Raw genomic sequence first — 22,977 nt, forward strand, 5'->3', positions numbered from 1 at the left:
ATGACTAACCAATACACTTCAGATGCAATTGAAGTCCTCAATGGACTCGACCCGGTAAAACGTCGCCCCGGTATGTACACCGACACCACCCGCCCCAACCATTTGGGACAAGAGGTGATCGATAACAGTGTCGATGAGGCTCTTGCGGGACACGCGACCAAAATTGACGTGATACTGCATAAGGACAATTCGCTCGAGGTGATCGACGATGGCCGCGGCATGCCGGTGGACATCCATCCCGAAGAGGGGATACCTGGGGTAGAGCTTATTCTCACCAAGCTGCACGCTGGCGGTAAGTTTTCCAACAATAACTATCAGTTTTCCGGTGGTCTGCACGGGGTAGGGATCTCTGTGGTCAACGCGCTCTCTAATCGCGTCGAGATCACGGTGCGAAGGGGCGGTCAAGTCTATGAGATGGCCTTCGCCCACGGTGACAAGGTAGATGACCTGACGGTGACAGGTACCTGTGGTCGGCGCAACACGGGCACGCGGGTCCATTTCTGGCCGACCGCCAGTTATTTCGACTCGGTTAACTTCTCGATTCCCAAGCTTATCTATCTGCTAAGAGCCAAGGCGGTACTCTGCCCAGGGCTGCGCATCAAGTTTACCAACAAGCAGACCGGCGATGTCGAAGAGTGGTGCTACGAGAGTGGCCTGACCGACTACCTCAAGTCGTCGACCAATGGCGCCATGACGCTGCCCCAGGAACCTTTTATCGGCAGCATGCAGGGCAATACCGAGGCGGTAGACTGGGCCATCACCTGGTTGCCCGAGGGCGGAGACTCCCTCAACGAGAGTTATGTCAACCTGATCCCGACGCCGCTGGGGGGGACCCATGTCAATGGCTTCCGTCAGGGACTGCTGGAGGCGATGCGCGAGTTTTGTGAGTTTCGCAACCTGATCCCCAGAGGGATCAAGCTATCACCCGAAGATATCTGGGATCGCAGCAGCTTTATCCTGTCGATCAAGATGCAAGACCCTCAGTTTGCCGGACAGACCAAAGAGAAACTCTCCAGTCGTCAGAGCGCGGCGTTCGTATCGGGTGTCGTCAGAGATGCCTTCAGCCTCTGGCTCAATACCCATACGGATCAGGCCGAGGCCCTGGCCGAGATGTGCATCAGCAACGCCCAGAAACGCCTGAAGGCGGCCAAAAAGGTGGCGCGTAAGAAGGTGACCTCTGGGCCCGCGCTACCGGGTAAGTTGACCGATTGTAGCGGCCAAGACCCAATGCGAGGCGAACTCTTCCTGGTGGAGGGTGACTCGGCAGGCGGCAGTGCCAAGCAGGCCAGGGATCGTGAATTCCAGGCGATCATGCCGCTGCGGGGTAAGATTCTTAATACCTGGGAGGTGGAGGCCTCGCAGGTGCTGGCCTCTCAGGAGGTGCACGACATCTCGGTCGCCATAGGTTGTGACCCGGACAGCAACGATATCTCCGAACTCAGATACGGCAAGATCTGTATCCTGGCCGATGCCGACTCGGATGGTCTGCATATCGCCACCCTGCTGTGTGCCCTGTTTATGAAGCACTACAAGGTGCTGGTGGAGAAGGGACACATCTATGTGGCCATGCCGCCGCTGTTTAGGGTGGATGTGGGCAAAGAGGTGTACTACGCCCTGGATGAAGCCGAGAAGCAGGGGATATTAGATCGCATCACTGCCGAGAAGAAGAAGGGTAAGGTACAGGTGACTCGATTCAAGGGATTGGGTGAGATGAACCCGCTGCAGCTGAGGGAGACCACCATGGATCCCAACACCCGAAGACTGGTACAGTTAACCATAGATGATGCCGAGGATACCCTGGCGATCATGGACATGTTGCTGGCCAAGAAGCGTTCTGGCGATCGTAAGACCTGGCTTGAAACCAAAGGCGACTTAGCCCAGCTATAGCTATGTCATTAAAATAAAAAGATAAATCGTTAGACAAGCTTAATATAATGCATAATAAAAGAGTTAGTTGTTATTTTCTGAGTGCGATGTTTGCCATGGTGGCATCGGGCGTGGCCCTGACGGCACGTGCCGAGCAGCCCATCATGATCACAGTCACCAAGGGATTTGGACTCTCCTTATATGCCTCGGATCTCGGTGATGCCAAGCAGATGGCGCTGGGTGATGAGGGTACGCTGTTTGTCGGCTCCTATAAGTCTGGCAGCATTCAGGCCTTGGTGGACAGTAACGCCGATGGCCGTGTAGACAAGCGTTACGTGGTCGCCAAGGGGCTCGAGTACCCTGAGGCGATCGCTTTTTACAAAGGGGATCTCTATGTTGCCGAAGAGGAGCGTATTCTGCGCTTCGTGGACATAGAGAACCGCCTGCGACGTCCGGGCCGGGGCAAGGAGGTCTATGACCGTCTGCCGGGTAAGACCAACAAGAGTCGCCGTGCCATGCGTTTCGGCCCAGATGGACGTCTCTATGTCGCCATCGGCGCCCCCTGTAACGTGTGTGAGGCTCACGCGCCCTTTGGCAGCATCATAGCCATCGATCTCGAGAGCGGCAGCAGCGAGCAGATCGCCACCGGCATACGCAACGTCACTGGCTTCGACTGGGCCCCCAAAGATAACAAACTGTGGTTTGCCGATCTGGGCCGCGACTGGATGGGCGACAGACTGCCACCGGATGAGATTAACCGTGTCGATATTGTCGGTGCCCACTACGGCTTTCCCTATATTCATGCCAGCAGCGTGCTAGAACCCGCCTACGAGAAGCCCAAGGGCCTTAAGGTGACGACGCCCGTCTTCGAGCTACCGGCCCACGTGGCGCCCATGGGGCTAGAGTTCTACCGCGGCGAGCAGTTCCCCGATAAGTACCGTGACCAGCTATTCGTGGCCGAAAATGGCTCCTGGAACCGTTCCAGTAAGATTGGCTACCAGGTCACCATGTTGACTCTGGAAGATGACAGTATCAGCAAGCGCCAGACGGTGGTGAGCTTTCTCGATGGAGAGTTTCCCGTTGCCCGGCCCTATGACTTAATCATGGCACCCGATGGGGCCATGTATATTTCAGACGATCTCAAAGGCAATGTGTATCGTCTGTTTTATAAAGAGAACACGAGCGAAGAGAGCGAATCGAGTGAAGCGAGTGAACAACAGGATCCTAATCAATGAGTGATGCGATAGATTTAAGCCTCGATGGCGTCGAACAGATGCCCTTGAGACGTTTCACCGAAGAGGCGTATCTAAACTATTCCATGTACGTCATCATGGATCGCGCCCTGCCACATATCGGCGACGGATTAAAACCGGTGCAGCGCCGTATCGTCTACGCCATGAGCGAGCTTGGCCTGTCGGCGCAATCTAAGCACAAGAAGTCGGCAAGAACCGTGGGTGATGTACTGGGTAAGTATCACCCCCACGGCGACAGTGCCTGTTACGAGGCCATGGTCTTGATGGCGCAGCCGTTCTCATACCGCTACCCCTTGGTAGATGGTCAGGGTAACTGGGGGGCGCCGGACGATCCTAAGTCATTTGCGGCCATGCGTTATACCGAGGCGCGTCTCTCTAAGTTCTCCGAGGTGTTGCTGACCGAACTGGGTCAGGGCACGGTAGATTGGGGCGTCAACTTCGACGGCACCCTGAAAGAGCCTATGGTGTTGCCTGCGCGCCTGCCGCACATACTGCTCAACGGCATCACAGGGATCGCGGTGGGTATGGCCACCGACGTGCCGCCACACAATGCCCGCGAGCTGGTGGATGCCTGTGTCGAGCTGATCGACAACCCTAAGGCGGATCTGGAAAGGCTGATGGAGCTGGTGCCCGGCCCTGACTATCCTACCGAGGCGGAAATCATCAGTCCGAGAACCGAGATCGCCAAGATCTACGAGACCGGCCGTGGCTCTATCAAGGCTCGCGCCGTCTATACGGTGGAGTCGGGTGAGATAGTGATCACCGCGCTGCCACACCAGGCAAGTGGCGGTAAGATTCTCGAGCAGATCGCCGCCCAGATGCAGGCCAAGAAGCTGCCCATGGTGGCCGACCTGCGTGACGAATCGGATCACGAGAGCCCGGTGCGCATCGTCATAGTGCCGCGCTCCAACCGTGTCGATTGTGACCAGCTGATGGCGCACCTGTTTGCCACCACAGATCTGGAGAAGAACTTCCGCGTTAACCTCAACGTGCTTGGGCTCAATGGTCGTCCTCAGGTCAAGGGGTTGAAACTGCTGCTGACCGAGTGGCTGGAGTTCAGGCTGACCACGGTCAGACGCCGTTTAGAGCACAGATTAGATAAGGTACTGGCAAGGCTGCATATTCTTGAGGCCTTGATGATCGCCTTCCTCAATATCGATGAGGTGATCGAGATCATTCGTTACCACGATGATCCCAAAGCCGAGCTGATGTCGCGTTTTAACCTGACCGATGAGCAGGCCAACGCCATCCTGGATCTTAAACTGCGTCACCTGGCGAAGCTGGAAGAGTTTAAGATCAAGACGGAACAGAGCGAGCTAGAGGCGGAGCGCGAGAAGCTTGAGCTACTGCTGAGCTCAGATCGCCGCATGAAGACGCTGATCAAGAAAGAACTTAAGCAAGACGCCGAAACCTATGGCGATGAGCGTCGCTCGCCGCTTGTCGAGCGTAGCGAATCCCGTGCCCTGTCTGAGCAGGAGTTGGTACCAGCCGAAGCGGTAACCGTAGTGCTGTCGGAGAAGGGATGGGTACGCTGTGCCAAGGGGCATGATATCGACCCTACGGCGCTCTCCTACAAGGCGGGTGACGGCTTCCTCTGCGCAGCGTCTGGCAGGAGCAATCATGCCACCGTCTTTATCGGCTCGACCGGACGCGCCTTTGCGACCGATACCCATACCCTGCCATCTGCCAGGAGTCAGGGTGAGCCAGTGACTACCCGCTTCCAACTGTCACCGGGCGAGTCTATGGCTCATGCGCTGCTGGGTGAGGACGGACAATGCTTCCTGCTGGCCTCTGATGCGGGCTATGGCTTTATCGGCGACTATAAGGATATGGTGTCTCGCAACAAGGCGGGTAAGGCGCTGCTCAGCCTGCCAGCCAATGCGCAGGTGCTGCCACCGAGACGGGTGGATAAGAGCCGCAGCGAGTCTATCTTAGCGATCACCAACGAGGGCCGCATGTTGCTCTTCTCTGTCGACGCCCTGCCGCAACTGGCGAAGGGCAAGGGTAACAAGATCATCGGCATCGCCAGCGACAGGGCCAAGAGCCGCGAAGAGCTGCTGGTGCATCTGCACGTAGTGGCCCAAGATACCGCCGTCACCCTGTGGGCGGGTAAGCGCAAGCTCACCCTCAAGCCGAGCGATCTCGAGCACTACCGTGGTGAGCGCGGTCGTCGTGGTGCCAAGCTGCCTCGAGGTCTGCAACGTGTGGATAAGGTGGAGTTGGGTGAGGACGAAACCAGCCTCTAGTCGACTTTTAGGCATAAACTCCAGACATAAAAAAAGCTGCTCTAGAGCAGCTTTTTTTATGTCTGTTTGAAGCAGGTATTAAGCCACTTCGTAGAAGTTGGGGGTAACATCGAGTCGCGCCTGGATGATCTCGGTCGCCATCTTGCTACATTTACCGCATTGGTTGCCAACACCCAGACGACGCTTAACGTCGGCAAGAGACATATCTCCTTGATCGACAGCTTCTTTTATTTGCTTGTCGGTAATGGCGTGGCAAAGGCAAACATACATACAGGTGACTCCCCTACTTCAGATGCACGCAAGTATAAATGAAAACGATTCTCAATGCTAATAACTCCTGGTTATAGAATGTGCACTATGGCGCCTTTGCGGGGAATTAAAAATTGTGAGCTATCCCACTAAACACGGGGCCTCTAGCCCATTTAGGGATAGGGCTTTGCCTCGTTGGGCTTAGATTTTGACCGACGCAGTAACGCTGGCAAGCGCGCCAGCTAGGCCGGATTAATTTAAGAGGTGATGGTATTAACCTGGTCGAGCCTTGCATCCATGCCGGTAAGCCGGTGCAGAGCAAACATGGGACTTGCTCGCGGCTTCCTTAGTACCCGCGCTCGAAGTTAACCCTGTGGCTCAGGGGCTCTCCCTTGATGAACTTGTGGTAGTTATTGGCGAAGATCTCCACGACCTGCTCGGGAAAGCTCGGGGCGGCGATATGGGGGGTGATGATGACATTTTCCAGCGACCAGATGGGATGCTCCTGGGGCAGAGGCTCCTGATTGAAGACATCCAGGATGGCGTTTTGCTGAGGGTGGCTCAGCAGCTGGGCATAGAGGGCATCGAGATCCAGCACGTCGCCGCGGCCCAGATTAAAGAGGATTGCCTCAGGCTTCATCAAGGCGAGCATCTCCTGATTGAGTGCGCCCTGGGTCTGTGGTGTGCTGGGCAGGATCGCGGCGATGGCGTCTGCATTACCTATGTGCTGAGCCAGATTCGCCAGAGTATCGACCTTGTCGAAGCCTATGGTGGGCTTGGCGCCGCGGTTGATGCCGGTGACCCGCATGCCAAAATGTTTAGCGGTCTGGGCGAGGTGCTTGGCGATGTTGCCCGTGCCTAATAGCAGCAGCTCCTGCCCTTGCAGGGTACGAAAGTTAGTCGGGCGCCAGATCTTCTCCGCCTGTTGGGACTGATACTGCTTATGTTGGCGCTGGTGGGCCAGTAGGTAGCCAAACAGGTACTCACTCATCAGGGGGCCGAAAATTCCCCTCACATTGGTGAGCTGATAGTCGCGGCGTAGCCTGGGTTTGACCAGGAGATCGACGCCGGCATAGGTAGATTGCATCCACTTGATCTGTTTGGCATGGCCCACCAAGGGGGCGGCCAATGGCGGTTCGGCGAGCCAGATATCGGCATCGAGAATACTCTGGGGATCGTCGCCTAGCAGTGTCAGGTGCGGCAGGTGACAGGAGCCGAGCAGGCTGCGGTATCTATCGTTATCGCTGGTCAGCAGCAGTAGCTTGTGTTCCATAGCGAGTCCTTTTGGCTGTTATTATTTTTGTATGAGACCCAGAAAATGGCTGGTTTATTTTGGTGGCGAATTTATTTCATTCGCACCTTGTCATTATAGATGCTCCCGCCTGGCTTAGTACTTAAGTGGGGGGCTAGTGCTACAGTTACAAAAAATGGCAGAGGTGTCCACCGCTAGGGTGAACTTTGCCTATTTGTTGGGCAGTTTAGGGTGAGTAGGCACTTGCTGACCCTAGCGGGTCAGCAGCAGTTGATGGACGCAGTCGGCGCTGACATCGGGGAAATTACTGAAGATACCATCGACGCCCATCTGCGACAGATAGTGGATATCGTCGCGATTATCCACGGTATAGACAAACACCTTGGCGCCGCGGGCGTGGGCATCCTCCACTAACTCCTGGGTGACGAAGTTGACGCTAAGATGCAGTGAGAAGGCTTCTAATCGCGTGACTATGGCCGCCAGGTCTTCCGGTACCCCTTCGATTAATGGCGCCAGCACTATCTCGGGATAGGCCTGTCTCAGGGCAAACAGGAAGCCGTGATGGAAAGAGGAGATCAGCAGCTGATCGGTGCGGTAGTTGAGTTTATTGAGGATCTCAGGGTAGAGCGCCATGAAGGGACCGAGGGAGTTAAGTCCCTTGAGCTCTATGTTAATCAGGGCGTCGAAGGGCTGCAGATACTCGAGGATCTCCCAGAGTTTGGGGATGGGCTCGCCATCCACGCTAACGCTCGCCAGATACTCTTGAGTCACCGCCTCGATAAGGCCAGTACCCGAGCTCTTGCCATCGAGACGCCTGTCGTGAAACACATAGAGTTCGCCCTCGACGCTGTGCACATCGATTTCGACGGCATTACAGCCCAGGGCGACCGATTTTTTGATGGCGGCCAGGGTATTTTCGGCGCCGTAGCCGCTGGCGCCCCGGTGAGCATAGACACGCATTAGCTTCTAATTAATCCCTGAGTCTCTTTACTTTGACCACTAATATGCACCTCTAGCTGCGGATAGGCGAGCTCTAGATGATTTTCTCTGAGTTTCTTGCTGACCTGCTTGTGTAGCTTATGCCTTAGTGGCCAGCGGGTGTTCATATCCTTGGCATAGGCGCGGATCTCATAATCCTGGGTATGCTGACCAAATCCGGCAAACCAGACCTCTGGCTCGGGTGTGGTCAGGGCATCGTCACACTCCTTGACGGCCTGGTACAGGGCCGCCTCCACCCGCGCAGGGTCTGAGTCTCTGGCGACCGAGACGTAGACGATCACTCGGGTGATGGGATCCGACAGTGACCAGTTGATCAGCTGCTCGGTAATAAAGGCCTTGTTGGGCACTATGATCTCTTTCCTGTCCCAGTCGACGATAGTGGTGGCGCGGATCTGAATCTTACTCACAGTGCCAGTCAGATCGCGAATGGTGACGGTATCGCCGATACGCACAGGTTTCTCGAACAAGATGATCAGGCCCGAGATGAAGTTGGCGAAGATCTCCTGCAGGCCGAAACCCAGGCCCACAGAGAGCGCCGCGACCAGCCATTGCAGCTTAGACCACTCCATCCCCAGGGTCGAGAAACCACTGAGCATGCCGAAGAAGACTACCAGGTAGCGACTCACCGTGGTGATGGCGAAGCCTGTGCCCTGGGACAGATCCAGTCGCTGCAGGATCATCAGCTCCAGCAGGCCCGGCAGATTGGTGGCGATCATCAGCGAGAAACCGACGATGATCAGCCCAAGCAACAAGGACTTGAGGGTGATTGGCAACTGCTGGGCGATGCCATCGACCGTGCTCGAGCTGGTCCATAGGGTGATGCCATCCAGGAAGGAGAAGATGGCGCTATGGGTCTGGGTCCAGAGGCCGATCAGGCTGATCAGGAAGGCCAGAGTCAGCAGTGAGCGTACCAGCCCCAGAGATTGACTGGAGATGGTCTCTAGATCCACCACGGGTTCTTCATAGGTGTCCGGTGGTTCGTTGCTGTTGGGGTCGTCCTCTTTCTCCCTTTGGGCTAGTATTTCGGCGCGCTTGGCCTTGGCACGGTTGAAGGCGATGCGGCGGCGTTCGATCAACATCCAGCGCTTAATCAACTGATACAGCAGCATAAAGCTTAGGGATAAGATCAATGACAGCTGTAGCTGCAGCAGCATCTGATAGGCGGTGAAGTAGTAGCCCCTGAAGGCCAGCACGGCGCAGGCCGGTGGCAGTAGGATGAGTATCGACCAGAGCAGCTTCTGTAGCAGGCGTTTGTTTTTATCGTCCTGATGATAATGATGCTCCTGCTTCGACAGGCTCAGCATGTCGCGGTAGAACCAGAACAGCATGAGGGCCAGCAGGATGAAGGCGCCGCGACCCAGGCTGTTGCGTACCAGCGAGGTCTCTAACACCTCGGTAAAGCCGATAACGCCCACGATAGGCATGGCCAGAATGGTCAGGGCGCGCAGGCGTTGCTGGCCGGCACGTATGATGGGCTTGTCGCCCTTGAAATGACCAATCAGCAGCCCCTTGTCTAGCGCGAGCAGATAGGTGAGTCGATAGAGCTGATACAGCATACCTATGGCCAGTATGCCCATGCCGACCGAGGAGACCAGGTTGTGGTTGCTGAGGTAGAAGATCAGGCCGCCGCAGATCAATGGCAGTGGCTTGATACAGCTATAGAGGAGCGAGCCAACCAGGGTATTGAAACTATAGATAAACTTATCTTGGGTGACGTTGCCCACATAGGTGACGTTCTTCGCCAGTAGCTGGGTAAACTTGGGCGTGACCAGATCCTGCATTACCAGACAGAGCACCATCAAGATCACCCACCATGACCAGAGGGTGCTCTGCTCTCTAAGGGCGTCGTGTACCTGATGCCAGGGAGCTTGGGTGAGCAGCCATTGGGTACTCTGGTAAAGGTCGCTTATCCAGTAGCCGTCTATGCTATTGGCGTTGGCCACCCAAAACAGGTGTTCGTTGAGTGTGGTCTTGAGGGTTTGATATTGCTGGCTTAACTGTTCATACAAGACCCTAAGTTCGGCGAGCTCACCAATATAGAGGTCATAGTTTTCCAGTAGCTGACGCTGCAGCTCTTTTTGGGCACTCAGGAGCTTGCTTTGCAATGGGCTGAGCTGCTCTGCGGCGCCGAGCATCGGGTGCAGGGTCTGATCTTGCTCTATCTGGTAGCGTGCCAGGCGGGCATTGGCGATCTCATTACTGATCTTGTCCTGACTCGGTGGTTTGGGCAGCGAATAGAGGATACGCAGGAAACGCTCGCCGAAGGCCGAGTTGAGCTTTACCAGGGCGATCTGCTGCTGAATGTTAGTGATCTGCTTGGCCTGGAATTGGTATTGGGTTTCGGCCTGCTCCTGCAGCGTCATCACATTGGTCACTTCATGGGTGAGCTGTTTCAGCTGCTCGCCATAGGCCTGATTCTGGTCGTTCAGCTTGATGGCGATGGCATCGTCTGTGATGGAGGTTTCGATCTGGCTGGCGGCGATGGTGGCCGCCGTCGCCTTGTGACGCTGCTCGGCGATAACGCCGTTGAGCCTTTCGATCAGGGCTTCCTGCTGAACTAGCTGACTACGCACCAGCGCTAGCTGTTGCTGGGTCAGGGCTATCTGTTTCTGGCTGCTGGCCAGCTCAGATTCTAGGGTCGAGAGGCTCTGAACATAGACTCGGCGCTGCATCTCGCTCAGAGGCTGATTGTCGTTGCCGGTCGCCTGTTTGTGCTTGACCAGGGTCAGGTTGGCTTGGCTTATCAGGCTGGGCAGCTGCTGCTGACGCTTGATCAATTCGTTGACCTGGGTGGCCAGGTTGGCCTCTGTCTCCTTGAGTTCAGCCAATCTCAGGTAGGAGAGTGATGCTTGCTGGCTCAGGTCTTGATTGGGGTTGTATTCCAGTGGCGTGGCGGCTTCTTTAAGCTGCTGTGTCAGCGCCTGCTTCTGGCTCTGATACTGGTGAATGATGGCGTCGAAGTTGGACTGCAGGGCCTGCTGTTCGGTGAGCTGTTCTTCGAGCAGACTGAGTTGCTCGGCGGTGCTCTTGCTGGCGACCTGGGGTTCTTGTCCTATTCCCAGGCGTTTATTGAGATTCAGGGGCGAATTAGCGGCACCCGAGAATGAGATTAGACAGAGAATAATCAGTAATATACGAGACATAAGCCGCTTTGTTTACACCAGCATCAATGGACGCTTATATATTACCAAGTTAGTTCAAAAATGATATCTATGAATCGGTTAATTTGACCCGTGTGGCGTTTCCTTTGCCAGCGACGAAAATGCCTTAGGATTTGGCCTTTTGGGCGCGGTTGGCCTTATGGCTCTTCTGGGTCTCATAGACGGCGGTGAAGACTACCAAGGCGCCGCCAATCAGCGTCTTCATGGCGAGTCCCTCGCCCAGGATCAACATGGCTAACAGGGCACCATAGAGGGGTTGCAGGCAGGAGACCAGGCTGACCGTCTTAGCGCTTAGCTGGCGCAGCGCCGAGGTAAACAGGGCGTGGGGGGCGGCGGTAAAGACTATGCCTAAGAGGATCACCAACCACCAGACGTTGGCTTGGATGGCGCTTGGGTCGACCTCGAGCCAAGGCAGCAGGAAGAGGGCGCTGACCCCAGTCTGATAATACATGGCCTGGGCACCGCTGTAGCTGGCGAAGTAGCGCTTGTGTAGTAGGTTTCTGGCGGTGAACAGGGCCGCCGACAGTATGCCTATGATGATCCCTAGGGTGACATCGTTGCCTAGGTTGGCCTCTGGGATCAGCAGGCTGACACCGAGCAGGACACAGATGCCGCTTATGATATCGGCTAGCTCCAGGCGCTTGCCGGTAAAGAAGGGCTCCACTAACACTGTCATGACCGGGTAGGTGAAGAAGGCGATCATGCCTATGGCCACCGAGGAGAGTTGCATGGCGGCAAAGTAGGTGACCCAGTGCAGGCTGACTATGATGCCGAGGCCCAGGGCTATGCAGTAGTCTTTACCGCGATTGAGCCTGAGGTGCTTGCCGCTGACCTTAACTAATAGAGCGAGGGCGAGGGCGGCGATGCAGCAGCGAAGTGCTGTGATATCCAGGGCACTGAGGGGAATCAGCTTGGAGAAAAGGGCCGTACCACCAAACAGGAGGACGGCCAGATGCAGTTCGATTAAGCCAGAGCGTTCGCTGCTACTTGTGTTCAAGATTTCCTCTAATCGATTTTGGCAAAAGCCTGACCCATGCGGGTAACGGCCTTAGGCTCGACGCCATCGGCAAAGTGTTCCAGTGCGTCTTTGGCAAATAGCATCACTACAGTGCTGCCAAGCTTGAAGCGTCCCATCTCCTCGCCCTTGTCCAGGGTGATCGCCTCTGGGCCCTCGGTCGGATAATCCCAGGTGAAGACTTTCTTGCCCGTCGGCGGGGTAACGGTACCTGCCCAGACAGTTTCTATGCTGGCTACGATAGTGGCGCCAACCAAGACCATGGCCATGGGACCGATTTCGGTTTCGAAGATGGCCACGACTCGCTCGTTACGGGCAAACAGGCCTGGCACATTCTCGGCCGTTAGCGGATTAACCGAAAACAGCTCGCCCGGCACATAGGTCATCTTAGACAGGGTGCCTTTTATGGGCATGTGAATTCTATGGTAATCCTTAGGTGCCAGATAGATGGTGGCAAAGTCACCGCTTTCGAAGCGTTTGGCATCATCGGCCTGATCGCCTAAAAGGGCAAGTGACGAATATTCATGTCCCTTGGCTTGAAAGATGCGCCCCTCTTTGATCGGCCCGCATTGGCTGACGGCGCCATCGACCGGATGAACGATATAGTCGTCATCTTCACACAGGGGACGAATGCCGGGCTTCAAAGCGCGGGTAAAGAACTGGTTGAAGCTGGCATAGGCTTCTGGTGCACTCTGTGCGGCCTCGCTCATGTCTATCTTATATTGCTTGATAAACCATTTAATTACGCTTGTCGTTACCGCGCCGAGTTCGGCGGCAGCCAGCTTACCCACGAGTCGCGATAGCAGGTGTTTCGGCATTATGTATTGCAAGGCAATCTTCAATTTGTCCACTGTCTGTTTTCCTTCAAATCCAGTTTGGCTGTCTTTAATTTAGTTAGTCGTTATCGTTTTTGAAATGACGGGCGTGTCGCTGCTCATCCAAGCTGTCGATAATTCTATGGTAGTTCTGATACCTGTCTTCGGCGATCTTACCTTCCTCGAATGCCTGGGTGATGGCGCAGCCAGGATCATTCTTGTGTTTACAGTCTCTAAACTTGCAGGTGCCCAGGTAATCCCTGAATTCGACGAAGCACCAGCCGACGCGCTCGGCGGGTAGGTGCCACAGGGCGAATTCGCGCACGCCGGGAGAGTCTACCAGGTCACCGCCGCTAGGGAAGTGCAGCAACTTGGCTGTGGTGGTGGTGTGTTGGCCGAGGCCAGAGTTCTCCGACACGTCGCCTGTGATCAGTTCGGCTTCAGGTAGCAGGGCGTTGATCAGGGATGACTTGCCCACGCCAGATTGGCCGACAAACACGCTCACCTTGTCTTTTAATAGGGTCTTGATCTCCTCGACCCCTTCGCCAGACTTACTGCTGACGCGATATACCTGGTAGCCGATGGCTTGATAGCGTTGCAGCGCGGCTTCGACGGCTGGCGCCTCTTCGTCGCTAAGCAGGTCTATCTTGTTGAGTATGATGACCGGGGCTATGCCTGTGTCTTCGGCGGCCACCAGATAACGGTCGATGATCTGGGTGGTGAAGCTAGGCACCACGGAAGAGACGATAAGTATCTGATCGATGTTGGCGGCGATGATCTTTATGCCGTCGTAGAGATCCGGCCGTGACAGTGAGGAGTGTCTCGGGTGAACGGCCTCGACAACACCGGCGATGGTGGCTGTGGTTTCACTGGCTTGGCGCATGATCACCTTGTCACCGGTGACTAGGCTTTGAATATTTCGGCGAATGTTACAGCGAACCAGTTCACCGCTTTCCGTTTCGACATCAGCGTGTTGGCCGAAACGAGAGATGACGGTGCCCAGCTGTTCTGGCCCCAGTGAGCTATCCTGTAACTCAATGGTTGTTTCTTTTGCGTCTTTGCGCTGCAGCCGTTTCTCATGATTGGCGCGCATGCGGCGGCGTTGGCCTTGGCTTAGGGGTTTCTTTTTACTCACAGTGTCGTCATCGTCAAAATAAGGTTATTTTGTGTCTTCTAAAAAAGCAGTATGATACACGGTCTTAAATAAAAAAGCCTGAATTTAGGCAAACACGCATTGATAAGGCAGATATATGGCTGCAGATGAAACAAATCTGATCTGGGTTGATCTGGAGATGACGGGACTAGAGCCCGAGGTCGACAGAATCATTGAGATAGCAACGATTGTGACCGACAAGGAGTTGAACATCTTGGCCGAAGGGCCGGTGATTGCCATCCATCAGAGTGAGGATGTACTTGCGGCGATGGATGACTGGAATCAGAAGCATCACGGCGAGTCAGGCCTGATCGACAGAGTCAGGGCGAGTGACTTCAGCGAGCAAGATGCCATCACTCAGACGATTGCCTTCTTATCCGAGCATGTACCAGCCGGTGTGTCGCCAATGTGCGGTAACAGCATAGGTCAGGACAGACGTTTCATGAATCGTTACATGCCAGCCCTGGAAGACTATTTTCACTATCGCAACATAGATGTCAGTTCTGTCAAAGAGTTAGTGCGTCGCTGGAAGCCTGAGGTAATGAACGGTTTTAAGAAGCAGGGCACTCATCAGGCACTGGTTGATATCCAGGAGTCGATTGCCGAACTGCAATATTATCGTGAGAAAGTATTTAAAATTTAACCAAACGGTAGAAAATTTTAAATTAGGGGGTTGCAGAGGGGCGAAATTCTCCTATAATGCGGCCTCAACTTTTTACTGGCGCAAACGCCGGTGATGATTGAAATGCGACATTAGCTCAGTTGGTAGAGCGATACCTTGCCAAGGTATAGGTCATCGGTTCGAACCCGATATGTCGCTCCAAATTACAAAAGTTTGGCTACACCAATATCCAGACTCACAGATTTTGCGACATTAGCTCAGTTGGTAGAGCGATACCTTGCCAAGGTATAGGTCATCGGTTCGAACCCGATATGTCGCTCCAAAATTTGAGTTACGTTAACTCAGTTGATGAAAGGTGAAAGACGATACCTTTTGTCGATGATGACAGTTAGGGTAGCACGAAAAATTTATGCGACATTAGCTCAGTTGGTAGAGCGATACCTTGCCAAGGTATAGGTCATCGGTTCGAACCCGATATGTCGCTCCAAAATTTATGCGACATTAGCTCAGTTGGTAGAGCGATACCTTGCCAAGGTATAGGTCATCGGTTCGAACCCGATATGTCGCTCCAAATTTTCCTCTCTAAACTTCAGTTTCCAATAGCACTTAATATCTATCCCGCTGCTTGCGTGTATTGTCCTTATGCGACATTAGCTCAGTTGGCTCCTTGTTCACTGCGTTAGGCGATACCTTGCCAAGGTATAGGTCGAGCGTTTAGCGCTACCGGTTCGAACCCGATATGTCGCTCCAAATTTTCCTCTCTACGCTTCAGTTTCCAATAGCACTTAATAATGCTCCCGCTGCTTGCGTGTATTGTCCTTATGCGACATTAGCTCAGTTGGCTCCTTGTTTCTGTCTGCAACCTCCATCCTTTATCCATCATTCTTCTTCGAACGCTTAGGTGCCATAGATTTTGGTCTCGGTGAATTTCTATTCACTATTGAAGGGTAATTTTGATGAGTGTTTTGTCGTTTTATCTATTGCCAGAGCCTTTAAGTTAACGATTATTAGCCCTTTATCGGCGTGAAGATCACAAAATTGTCATTAGCGTGATGTGAGATAAAATTCTTTAAGCTTGTCTAATGTAGCGACTTCAGAAGTGCGCAAACTATGACATTGTTCAAAAAAAACTGCGCTAATTACTCCCATAATGAAATCAAGTCAGTATTAACGCCTAACGCTTGGCATCGATTGGAGTAGGAAAAATGAGATTTCAACAACTTAATGAACAGTTGGCATATGTCTCTAAGTGTCGCTTGGAAATGGCTCGTTTGTATGCGCGTTTACACAGCGCGGTAGATTCGTCTCGCGTGAAATTGATGCTGGAGTATTTGCAACAACATGAGAAAGAGGTGTCTAAGAAGATCGATGACTACATCGAAGAGGCGCCAAGCCGTCTGCTGGAACTTTGGTACAACGACATTGTGTTTGAAGACTTCATCAAGCGTTGTCAGGATGTGATTCCAGCAGCCAACATGAATGAAGATGATCTGCTTGAGCTACACCTGGATCTCGATAACCGTCTGATCGGCTTGTTTGAGAAGACGGCGGATTCCTCTGTGCCGGGTGATGTGAAGAACGCCCTCAACGATCTGGTGCGGGTCGAGAAGATTCAGCAGCAACGTCTGGTGCACAGCAGCCTGAGAATGGAAGATATTTAAGCAGAGTTATTTAAGCCGAGTTATTTAAGTCGAGTTAAGTAGGCTTAGTTTTTTAAGCTGAGCTATTTGACCATTTCGGACAAAGACACATATGAAAAAGGCGCCTTGGGCGCCTTTTTCTATTCACACCCAGCTTATTTTAAGTCTAAGGTTATAGCTAACTATTTTTAATTGCTTTTTTGTGTTTCAACCAGGGTGAAAACTTCACTTATCTACACCCACTTAGGGTTTTATAACCTCAATAGTTCAGTAATTTGGCTGACTACCTAAGTTATTTTTTCTCAGTTCGATGAAATGTTTTGTTATCTCTTTGTTGGCCTTCGGGGCTCTGAGCTGGCGGATTTATTGTGCCAGATCAAACTTCCTCCAATCTCTGGCGTTTAAACGGAATCTCTTGGCGATTAAAAACTCAAATATCGAATATGCTTAGGCATAGGGCAAACCGCCCCGGTGATGAGTCTTGTTAAGGAGAATCCAGATGTTGTTTAGTGACGGCCAGCTGCCATCGGCCTTATATACGGCGCAGATGATTCGTGATGCCGAAGCGCGCTTGATCGCGTCCGGTGAGGCTAACTTATGTCAGTTGATCGACAGCGCCGGTCAGTCGGCCTTTGAACTACTGCAGCGGGAAGAAAGGCTTAACAACAAAATTTTGGTATTGGCGGGCTATGGCAACAATGGCGCCGATGCCTATATCTGTGCCACCCTGCTGCTCGAATCTGGCTGTGATGTCGCCCTCTATGCCGTGGAGCGTCCCGAGCCAGGCGAGGGGATTAGCTACGCCAAGGCGGCCTTTCTTGCGGCGGGCGGACATCAGCTGTCTGATTATGAAGAGGCACTCAAGGAGGCCGGGGTCGTCGTCGATGGCCTGCTGGGCACAGGGGTAAAAGGAGAGCCTCGCGCCCCCTTTGCCGAGATGATTAAGGCGCTGAATGCTTATTCCCCCTGGATCTTATCCTTAGACGTACCCTCTGGGATCGATGTGGATACCGGCGCTGGGCAGCTGGCGGTTAAGGCCGATGTGACCCTGACTTTCGGCGCGCCGAAACAGGGGCTTATCACGGGTAAGGCGAGGGACTGTGTCGGACGTCTCTGGTTTGCCGATATAGGGTTGCAGGATTATCTGCCGGATTCTAAGGTGCTCAATATTGCCTACAGGTTAACCGACTTGGGATTGCCTGCCAGGGCGCAGAACAGCCACAAGGGCGCCTGTGGCAAGGTGACCGTTATCGGTGGTGACAACGGGATGGCCGGGGCGCCGCGTTTAGCAGCCGAGAGTTGTCTGCGGGCCGGAGCCGGCCTAGTGGCGGTGATCTCGAGGCCCGAGCATTTGACCGTGGTTAACTCGGGCAGACCGGAAATCATGTTCTGGGGCTGTGAGCTGGTGGATATGGAGGTGTACCAGCGCCTGGGGTGGGCCGATATTTTGCTGATCGGGCCCGGATTGGGCAAACATGACTGGGGCTATAACCTGCTTAAGGCGACGAGTCTGAGTGACAAGCCCTGTGTGATGGACGCCGATGCGCTCAATCTACTGGCGCTTGACCCATCACGGCAGAGTAACTGGGTGCTGACTCCCCACAGTGGTGAGGCGGCTCGTCTTTTGGGCATCAGTATCGCCGAGGTTGAGGCGGATCGCTTTGCCGCCGTCTATGCTCTGCAGGCAAAATATGGCGGCGTCGTGGTACTTAAAGGGGCTGGCACTTTGATCTATGACGGCAAGGTGTGTCACGTGGCGCCCGTGGGTAACCCTGGGCTCGCCAGTGGGGGCAGCGGTGACGTGCTAGGCGGCATCATAGCGGCCCTGATGGCACAGGGGATGTCTAAGATGGATGCGGCCAGCGCCGGGGTGGTGATTCATGGCGCCGCGGCGGATCTTGCGGCCAAAGATGGCGAGCGAGGCATGCTGGCCTGTGACCTGTTTGCTCATATACGTGCGCTAGTCGATAGGATTTAGCCTGGGCAGATTAAAATGCGCTAATGTTTGTTTAGATAAACGCCGGTTTAGGTTAAAGTATCTGGTTCAAAAAAGGATTGTCCTTAATTAGCGATAGATACGATGACATCAGTAAAAGTTTATCTTGAAAATGAAGCAGAAACCGTTAGCTTAGGCCAAAGGCTAGCCAGTGCGATTAAGCCGCCATTGACCCTCTATCTGAGCGGTGAATTGGGGGCGGGGAAAACCACCTTTAGTCGTGGTCTGATTCAGAGCCTGGGGCATCAGGGGGCGGTGAAGAGCCCGACCTATACGCTGGTTGAGCCTTATGAGCTAGGTGATATTGATGTATATCATTTTGATCTATATAGATTAAGTGATCCAGAAGAGCTCGAGTTTATGGGAATCCGTGACTACTTTACCGACTCGAGCCTGTGTATTGTCGAGTGGCCCGATAAGGGCGTCGGCCTCCTGCCCGAGGCCGATCTGGCGATACACATTCAATATCACCAACAGGGCCGAGAGGTCACGCTGACGGCGCATTCGCGCGCCGGAGAGATTTTGTTAGATAGTTTACATAATTAATAATGATAAGAACTGAGTCACTAATAAAACGCCTATTATTGATTGTCTTGCTATGTATTCCTTCTATTGCCTACAGCGCAAATAAACTGGAAGGCGTACGTATCTGGGCGGCACCAGAATCCACACGTGTGGTGTTTGACCTGCGTGAGCCGCCAAAGTATTCCCACTTTACCCTTACCAGTCCCTATCGCTTGGTGGTCGATCTGACCACTACGGCAACTGGGCTCAATCTGAGCAAGATTGAGAATAACAGCAAGCTGGTTAAGCGGGTGCGCATTAGCAAACCGCCCAAGAAGGGCACCCTGAGGCTGGTGATCGATCTGGTCAAGCCCGCCAAGGCCAACCTGTTTGCCCTGTCGCCCACGGCCCCCTATGGCAATCGCCTGGTGGTGGATCTTGAAGGCGGCAGCCAGAGCCCTAAAACGGCAAAGGCTGAACCCCAGCAGGAGCTGAGAGACATTATTGTCGCCATCGACGCCGGCCATGGCGGCGATGACCCGGGCTCTATCGGCCCCTCGGGGATCTATGAGAAGAAGGTCGCGTTACAGATCGCCAAGAAGGTAGAGGCCAAGATCAATGCCACGCCGGGCATGCGCGCCATTATGACCCGCTCGGGTGACTACTTCGTCAACCTGAATAAACGCTCTGAGATCGCCCGTAACAGCAAGGCCGATCTGCTGGTGTCTATTCACGCCGACGCCTTTACCTCGCCTAAGCCTCAGGGCGCCTCTGTGTGGGTGCTGTCGATGCGCCGCGCCAACAGTGAGATCGGTCGCTGGTTAGAGCAGAAAGAGAAGCACTCTGAACTGCTGGGTGGTGCCGGTGAGATTATCCAGAACGCGGACAACGAGCAGTATCTGGCCATGACCCTGCTGGATATGTCGATGGACAGATCCATGGCGATCAGCCATAACATCGCCGGTGACGTGCTCGCTAACCTGGGGAAGGTGACACGCCTGCATAAGCATAAGCCGGAGGCAGCCAGCCTGGCCGTACTCAAGTCGCCGGATATTCCCTCTATCCTAGTGGAGACGGGCTTTATCTCGAATCACAAAGAGGAGCGCCTGCTGACCCAGAGGGATCATCAGAACAATATCGCCAATGCCGTCCACAAGGGTGTGGTGCGCTATTTTGAGAATAATCCTCCTGCTAACACCATGATGGCCAGTAAGAGCGGCATCAAGCATAAGGTGACGGCCGGCGAGTCATTGTCGGTGATCGCCCATCGCTACCAGGTATCAGTCGCCAGCATCAAGAAGGCTAACAAGCTTAAGTCCAACACCCTCTACATTGGTCAGAAGCTGATCATTCCCCGGGCGTAAGGAACCAAGATGACTATTCGAATTTTGCCTCCTCAACTGGCTAACCAGATTGCCGCCGGGGAGGTGGTAGAGCGTCCTGCTTCCGTTATCAAAGAGCTGGTGGAAAACAGCCTGGACGCCGGTGCCACCCGCGTCGATATCGAGATCGACAAGGGCGGCAGCAAGCTGATTAAGATCACAGACAACGGCTCTGGTATCCCCAAGGAGGAGCTGAGTCTGGCGCTGTCTCGCCATGCCACCTCTAAGCTGGCCTCGTTAGATGATCTGGATGCCATCCTGAGTTTCGGCTTTCGCGGTGAGGCGCTTGCCAGTATCAGCTCTGTCTCCCGTCTGACCCTGACCTCGAGAACGCAGCAACAGAGTGAGGCATGGCAGGCCTATGCCGAGGGCTCAGAGATGGCGGTTAGGGTGATCCCGGCGGCGCATCCCGTGGGCTCGACGGTGGAGGCGGCAGATCTCTTCTTCAATACGCCGGCCAGACGCCGTTTCTTAAAGAGCGACAAGACAGAATTTACCCATATCGATGAGTGGCTCAAGCGAATCGCTTTGGTGCGCCGCGACATTCATTTTACCCTCAAGCATAACGGCAAGCAGGTGCGCAACTATCGCCCGGCCAAGACAGAGGCGCAATATCTGCAGCGTATGGCCCAGGTCAGCGGTAAGGCCTTTGCTGACAACGCGCTCAGGGTCGACTGTACCCACAACGGCTTAAGTCTCAGCGGCTATATTCAATCGCCATTTGGCGAGCAGGCCGTCGGCGACACCCAATATTTCTATGTTAACGGCCGTTTGGTGCGTGACCGCCTGGTTAATCATGCGGTGCGTCAGGCATTTGCTCAGCAGCTGCAAGGTGAGCAGGTTGCCTTCGTGCTCATGCTGACCCTGGATCCCCATCAGGTGGATGTCAACGTGCATCCGGCTAAGCATGAGGTGCGCTTCCACGAGAGCCGTTATGTGCATGACTTTATCCTGCAGGCGCTGGAATCGGCGCTGCGTCAGTCGAGTGAGTTGGCCTTAGAGGCGGCTCTGGACAGAGAAGTGGCGGGGCAGGAGACGCCAGCCTCCTATATTCGTCCACTGCAACCTGAGTCTAATAGGGGGGAGCAGAGTAACTATGCTGCTAACACGACAGAGCAGAACGAAGTTTGGTCAGGGGATGAGCGCCGTGCCTATACGGGACACAGTGGTGGGGTAGGAGCCGGCGGTGAGCGGGTGCGAGAGACGCAGGTGAGCGCCTATGGCGGCAGTCAGTTTGCCGGGCGAGGACGCAGCCATGCGAGCGCCGAGCTGCCCAGTCAGGCGGCCGTCGACAGTTATGCCCAGCTGATGACCACACCAGGTGTGACGAGTCAGCCTGTTCAACAAGCAGGTGACCTTCCGCCCATGCCACAGCTGCTCGACGGACAATATTGGCTGCTGGTTCGGGGCTGCGAGCTTGCCTTGCTCAGCCTGCAGACCGTTGTGCGTGAAGTGATGCGCCGGGAGATTCAGGCCAAGCTGGATGTCGGTCTCATTGGCCAGCCGCTCCTGATGCCCGTGTCGGTCAAGGTCGACGAGGATTGGCAGCAGACCTTGGCCGAAAGAGAGCTTTTAGTGAGAAAATTGGGATTAGAGCTAACTATTCGCCTCGGCCAGTTGATAATTAAAAAAGTGCCCCCATATCTAAGGCAGAGTCAGCTGGCGAGCGTGATCCCCGAGTTTCTCCAATGGATACGCTTCGAAGAGCCGACAAACGATGCGCTGGTCAATTGGCTGGTGAATCAAGCGAGCGAACAGTTTAGCTCGGCGAGTCGACTCTGGGGCGAACTCATGGGACTGCCCGAGTCGCAGCAGCAAGAAATTTTATCTATGGCCAAGGTGATGCCTTGGCAAGAATGGTTAGGTGAGCAAACGAGTGAATAGCGAGAGTCAGCCGACAATTATCACCCTGATGGGGCCGACGGCGTCCGGTAAGACAGCGCTCGCTATGGCATTGGCCGAGCAGCACAACTGCGAGATCATCTCGGTCGACTCGGCGCTCATCTATCGGGGCATGGACATCGGCAGCGCCAAACCGACCCAGGACGAGCTAAGCCGCGCGCCGCACCGTTTGATCGATATTCGCGATCCTAGCGAGAGTTACTCCGCGGCGGATTTTCGTAGCGACGCCATCGCCAACATTGAAGCGATCCTAGCGGCAGGCAAGACGCCCCTGCTGGTTGGCGGCACCATGCTGTATTTCAAGGCGCTACTCGAAGGCCTGTCGCCATTGCCATCGGCGGATGAGGCCATCCGGGCCGAGATAGCCAGCGAGGTCGAAACCAAGGGCTGGCAGGCGTTGCATGACGAGCTGCGTCGTGTGGACCCAGTATCGGCAGAGCGAATCCACCCTAATGATCCCCAGCGTCTGTCGCGGGCATTGGAGGTATACCGCATTAGCGGTAAAAGCCTGACCGAGTTGACCCAGGTGAAGGCCGATGCCTTGCCCTATAAGGTGGTGCAATTTGGCATAGCGCCGAAAGATCGCAAAGTGCTACACCTTGCTATAGCAGAAAGATTCAAATTGATGTTAAATCAAGGTTTCGTCGAAGAGGTGCAGCGGCTCAAGGCGCGAGCGGATCTGCATCTAGACCTACCTTCGATGAGATGTGTCGGATATCGCCAGGTGTGGCAGTATCTCGATGGGGAATATGACTATGATACTATGGTCGAAAAATCCATAGTTGCGACTAGGCAATTGGCCAAGCGTCAATTAACATGGTTGCGAGGATGGACCGATCTAAATTGGCTGGAGAGTGGGGATGAAGCTAATCTGGCGCGACTATTAGAACATTGTCGCTAGCTAATTCATTCACTCTATATA

Annotated in this window: 17 protein-coding genes and 5 tRNA genes; 15 read left to right on the forward strand and 7 right to left on the reverse strand. The window is 54.3% G+C overall.

Annotated elements, in window-relative coordinates; all coding sequences use genetic code 11:
• The 3 genes from parE (at position 1) to parC (ending at position 5,365) form a co-directional block, all read left to right on the forward strand.
• Positions 1 to 1,887, forward strand: a complete 1,887-nt coding sequence (gene parE, locus L2731_RS02310) for a DNA topoisomerase IV subunit B (RefSeq protein ID WP_249251668.1) — start codon at positions 1 to 3, stop codon at positions 1,885 to 1,887.
• Positions 1,888 to 1,973: 86 nt separating this feature from the next.
• The gene (locus tag L2731_RS02315; protein WP_249251976.1) at positions 1,974 to 3,101 is read left to right on the forward strand and encodes a PQQ-dependent sugar dehydrogenase; all 1,128 of its coding nucleotides are present in this window, start codon (positions 1,974 to 1,976) and stop codon (positions 3,099 to 3,101) included.
• The gene (gene parC, locus L2731_RS02320) at positions 3,098 to 5,365 is read left to right on the forward strand and encodes a DNA topoisomerase IV subunit A (protein WP_249251669.1); all 2,268 of its coding nucleotides are present in this window, start codon (positions 3,098 to 3,100) and stop codon (positions 5,363 to 5,365) included. Before L2731_RS02315 ends, parC begins: the two co-directional genes overlap by 4 nt.
• A gap of 78 nt (positions 5,366 to 5,443) precedes the next feature.
• Here the strand turns inward: parC and L2731_RS02325 are convergent, their stop codons facing one another.
• The 7 genes from L2731_RS02325 to rsgA all read right to left on the reverse strand — a co-directional run bounded on the left by L2731_RS02325 (position 5,444) and on the right by rsgA (position 13,991).
• A complete protein-coding gene (locus tag L2731_RS02325) occupies positions 5,444 to 5,635 on the reverse strand; it encodes a bacterioferritin-associated ferredoxin (RefSeq protein ID WP_011864358.1) in 192 nt (63 codons plus the stop codon).
• A gap of 325 nt (positions 5,636 to 5,960) precedes the next feature.
• Positions 5,961 to 6,887, reverse strand: coding sequence for a D-2-hydroxyacid dehydrogenase (locus L2731_RS02330; protein ID WP_249251670.1), 927 nt, complete (start codon positions 6,885 to 6,887; stop codon positions 5,961 to 5,963).
• A 231-nt stretch (positions 6,888 to 7,118) separates the two neighbouring features.
• A complete protein-coding gene (locus L2731_RS02335; RefSeq protein WP_249251671.1) occupies positions 7,119 to 7,826 on the reverse strand; it encodes a glycerophosphodiester phosphodiesterase in 708 nt (235 codons plus the stop codon).
• Positions 7,826 to 11,008, reverse strand: a complete 3,183-nt coding sequence (locus L2731_RS02340; protein ID WP_249251672.1) for a mechanosensitive ion channel domain-containing protein — start codon at positions 11,006 to 11,008, stop codon at positions 7,826 to 7,828. The genes L2731_RS02335 and L2731_RS02340 overlap by 1 nt, the downstream gene beginning before the upstream one ends.
• 124 nt (positions 11,009 to 11,132) lie before the next feature.
• A complete protein-coding gene (locus L2731_RS02345) occupies positions 11,133 to 12,023 on the reverse strand; it encodes a DMT family transporter (RefSeq protein ID WP_249251674.1) in 891 nt (296 codons plus the stop codon).
• An 8-nt stretch (positions 12,024 to 12,031) separates the two neighbouring features.
• Complete coding sequence (gene asd, locus L2731_RS02350; RefSeq protein ID WP_249251676.1) at positions 12,032 to 12,892, reverse strand: archaetidylserine decarboxylase; 861 nt, start codon at positions 12,890 to 12,892, stop codon at positions 12,032 to 12,034.
• A 43-nt stretch (positions 12,893 to 12,935) separates the two neighbouring features.
• Positions 12,936 to 13,991 carry a small ribosomal subunit biogenesis GTPase RsgA gene (gene rsgA, locus L2731_RS02355; RefSeq protein ID WP_249251678.1) on the reverse strand — a complete coding sequence of 352 codons (1,056 nt, stop codon included), beginning with the start codon at positions 13,989 to 13,991 and terminating at the stop codon, positions 12,936 to 12,938.
• 115 nt (positions 13,992 to 14,106) lie between these two features.
• Here rsgA and orn point away from each other — a divergent pair, with 115 nt between their 5' ends.
• From orn to miaA, 12 genes are all read left to right on the forward strand, one after another.
• Complete coding sequence (gene orn, locus L2731_RS02360) at positions 14,107 to 14,652, forward strand: oligoribonuclease (RefSeq protein WP_041508361.1); 546 nt, start codon at positions 14,107 to 14,109, stop codon at positions 14,650 to 14,652.
• A 104-nt stretch (positions 14,653 to 14,756) separates the two neighbouring features.
• Positions 14,757 to 14,832, forward strand: a tRNA-Gly gene (locus tag L2731_RS02365).
• A gap of 45 nt (positions 14,833 to 14,877) precedes the next feature.
• Positions 14,878 to 14,953: transfer RNA gene (locus L2731_RS02370), tRNA-Gly, on the forward strand.
• An 89-nt stretch (positions 14,954 to 15,042) separates the two neighbouring features.
• Positions 15,043 to 15,118, forward strand: a tRNA-Gly gene (locus tag L2731_RS02375).
• An 8-nt stretch (positions 15,119 to 15,126) separates the two neighbouring features.
• A tRNA-Gly gene (locus L2731_RS02380) sits at positions 15,127 to 15,202 on the forward strand.
• 73 nt (positions 15,203 to 15,275) lie between these two features.
• Positions 15,276 to 15,381, forward strand: a tRNA-Gly gene (locus L2731_RS02385).
• A gap of 455 nt (positions 15,382 to 15,836) precedes the next feature.
• Complete coding sequence (locus L2731_RS02390; RefSeq protein WP_239852639.1) at positions 15,837 to 16,292, forward strand: hypothetical protein; 456 nt, start codon at positions 15,837 to 15,839, stop codon at positions 16,290 to 16,292.
• 478 nt (positions 16,293 to 16,770) lie between these two features.
• Positions 16,771 to 18,249, forward strand: coding sequence for an NAD(P)H-hydrate dehydratase (locus L2731_RS02395; protein WP_249251680.1), 1,479 nt, complete (start codon positions 16,771 to 16,773; stop codon positions 18,247 to 18,249).
• A 102-nt stretch (positions 18,250 to 18,351) separates the two neighbouring features.
• Entirely contained in the window at positions 18,352 to 18,813 is a 462-nt protein-coding gene (tsaE, locus tag L2731_RS02400) for a tRNA (adenosine(37)-N6)-threonylcarbamoyltransferase complex ATPase subunit type 1 TsaE (RefSeq protein WP_041508364.1), read from the forward strand.
• 2 nt (positions 18,814 to 18,815) lie between these two features.
• Positions 18,816 to 20,135, forward strand: coding sequence for an N-acetylmuramoyl-L-alanine amidase (locus tag L2731_RS02405; RefSeq protein ID WP_041508365.1), 1,320 nt, complete (start codon positions 18,816 to 18,818; stop codon positions 20,133 to 20,135).
• A 9-nt stretch (positions 20,136 to 20,144) separates the two neighbouring features.
• A complete protein-coding gene (gene mutL / locus L2731_RS02410) occupies positions 20,145 to 22,037 on the forward strand; it encodes a DNA mismatch repair endonuclease MutL (protein ID WP_249251681.1) in 1,893 nt (630 codons plus the stop codon).
• The gene (gene miaA, locus L2731_RS02415) at positions 22,030 to 22,956 is read left to right on the forward strand and encodes a tRNA (adenosine(37)-N6)-dimethylallyltransferase MiaA (protein WP_249251977.1); all 927 of its coding nucleotides are present in this window, start codon (positions 22,030 to 22,032) and stop codon (positions 22,954 to 22,956) included. The genes mutL and miaA overlap by 8 nt, the downstream gene beginning before the upstream one ends.
• Positions 22,957 to 22,977 lie beyond the last annotated feature (21 nt).

This window comes from Shewanella aquimarina, from assembly GCF_023349185.1.
Taxonomy (GTDB): domain Bacteria; phylum Pseudomonadota; class Gammaproteobacteria; order Enterobacterales; family Shewanellaceae; genus Shewanella; species Shewanella aquimarina.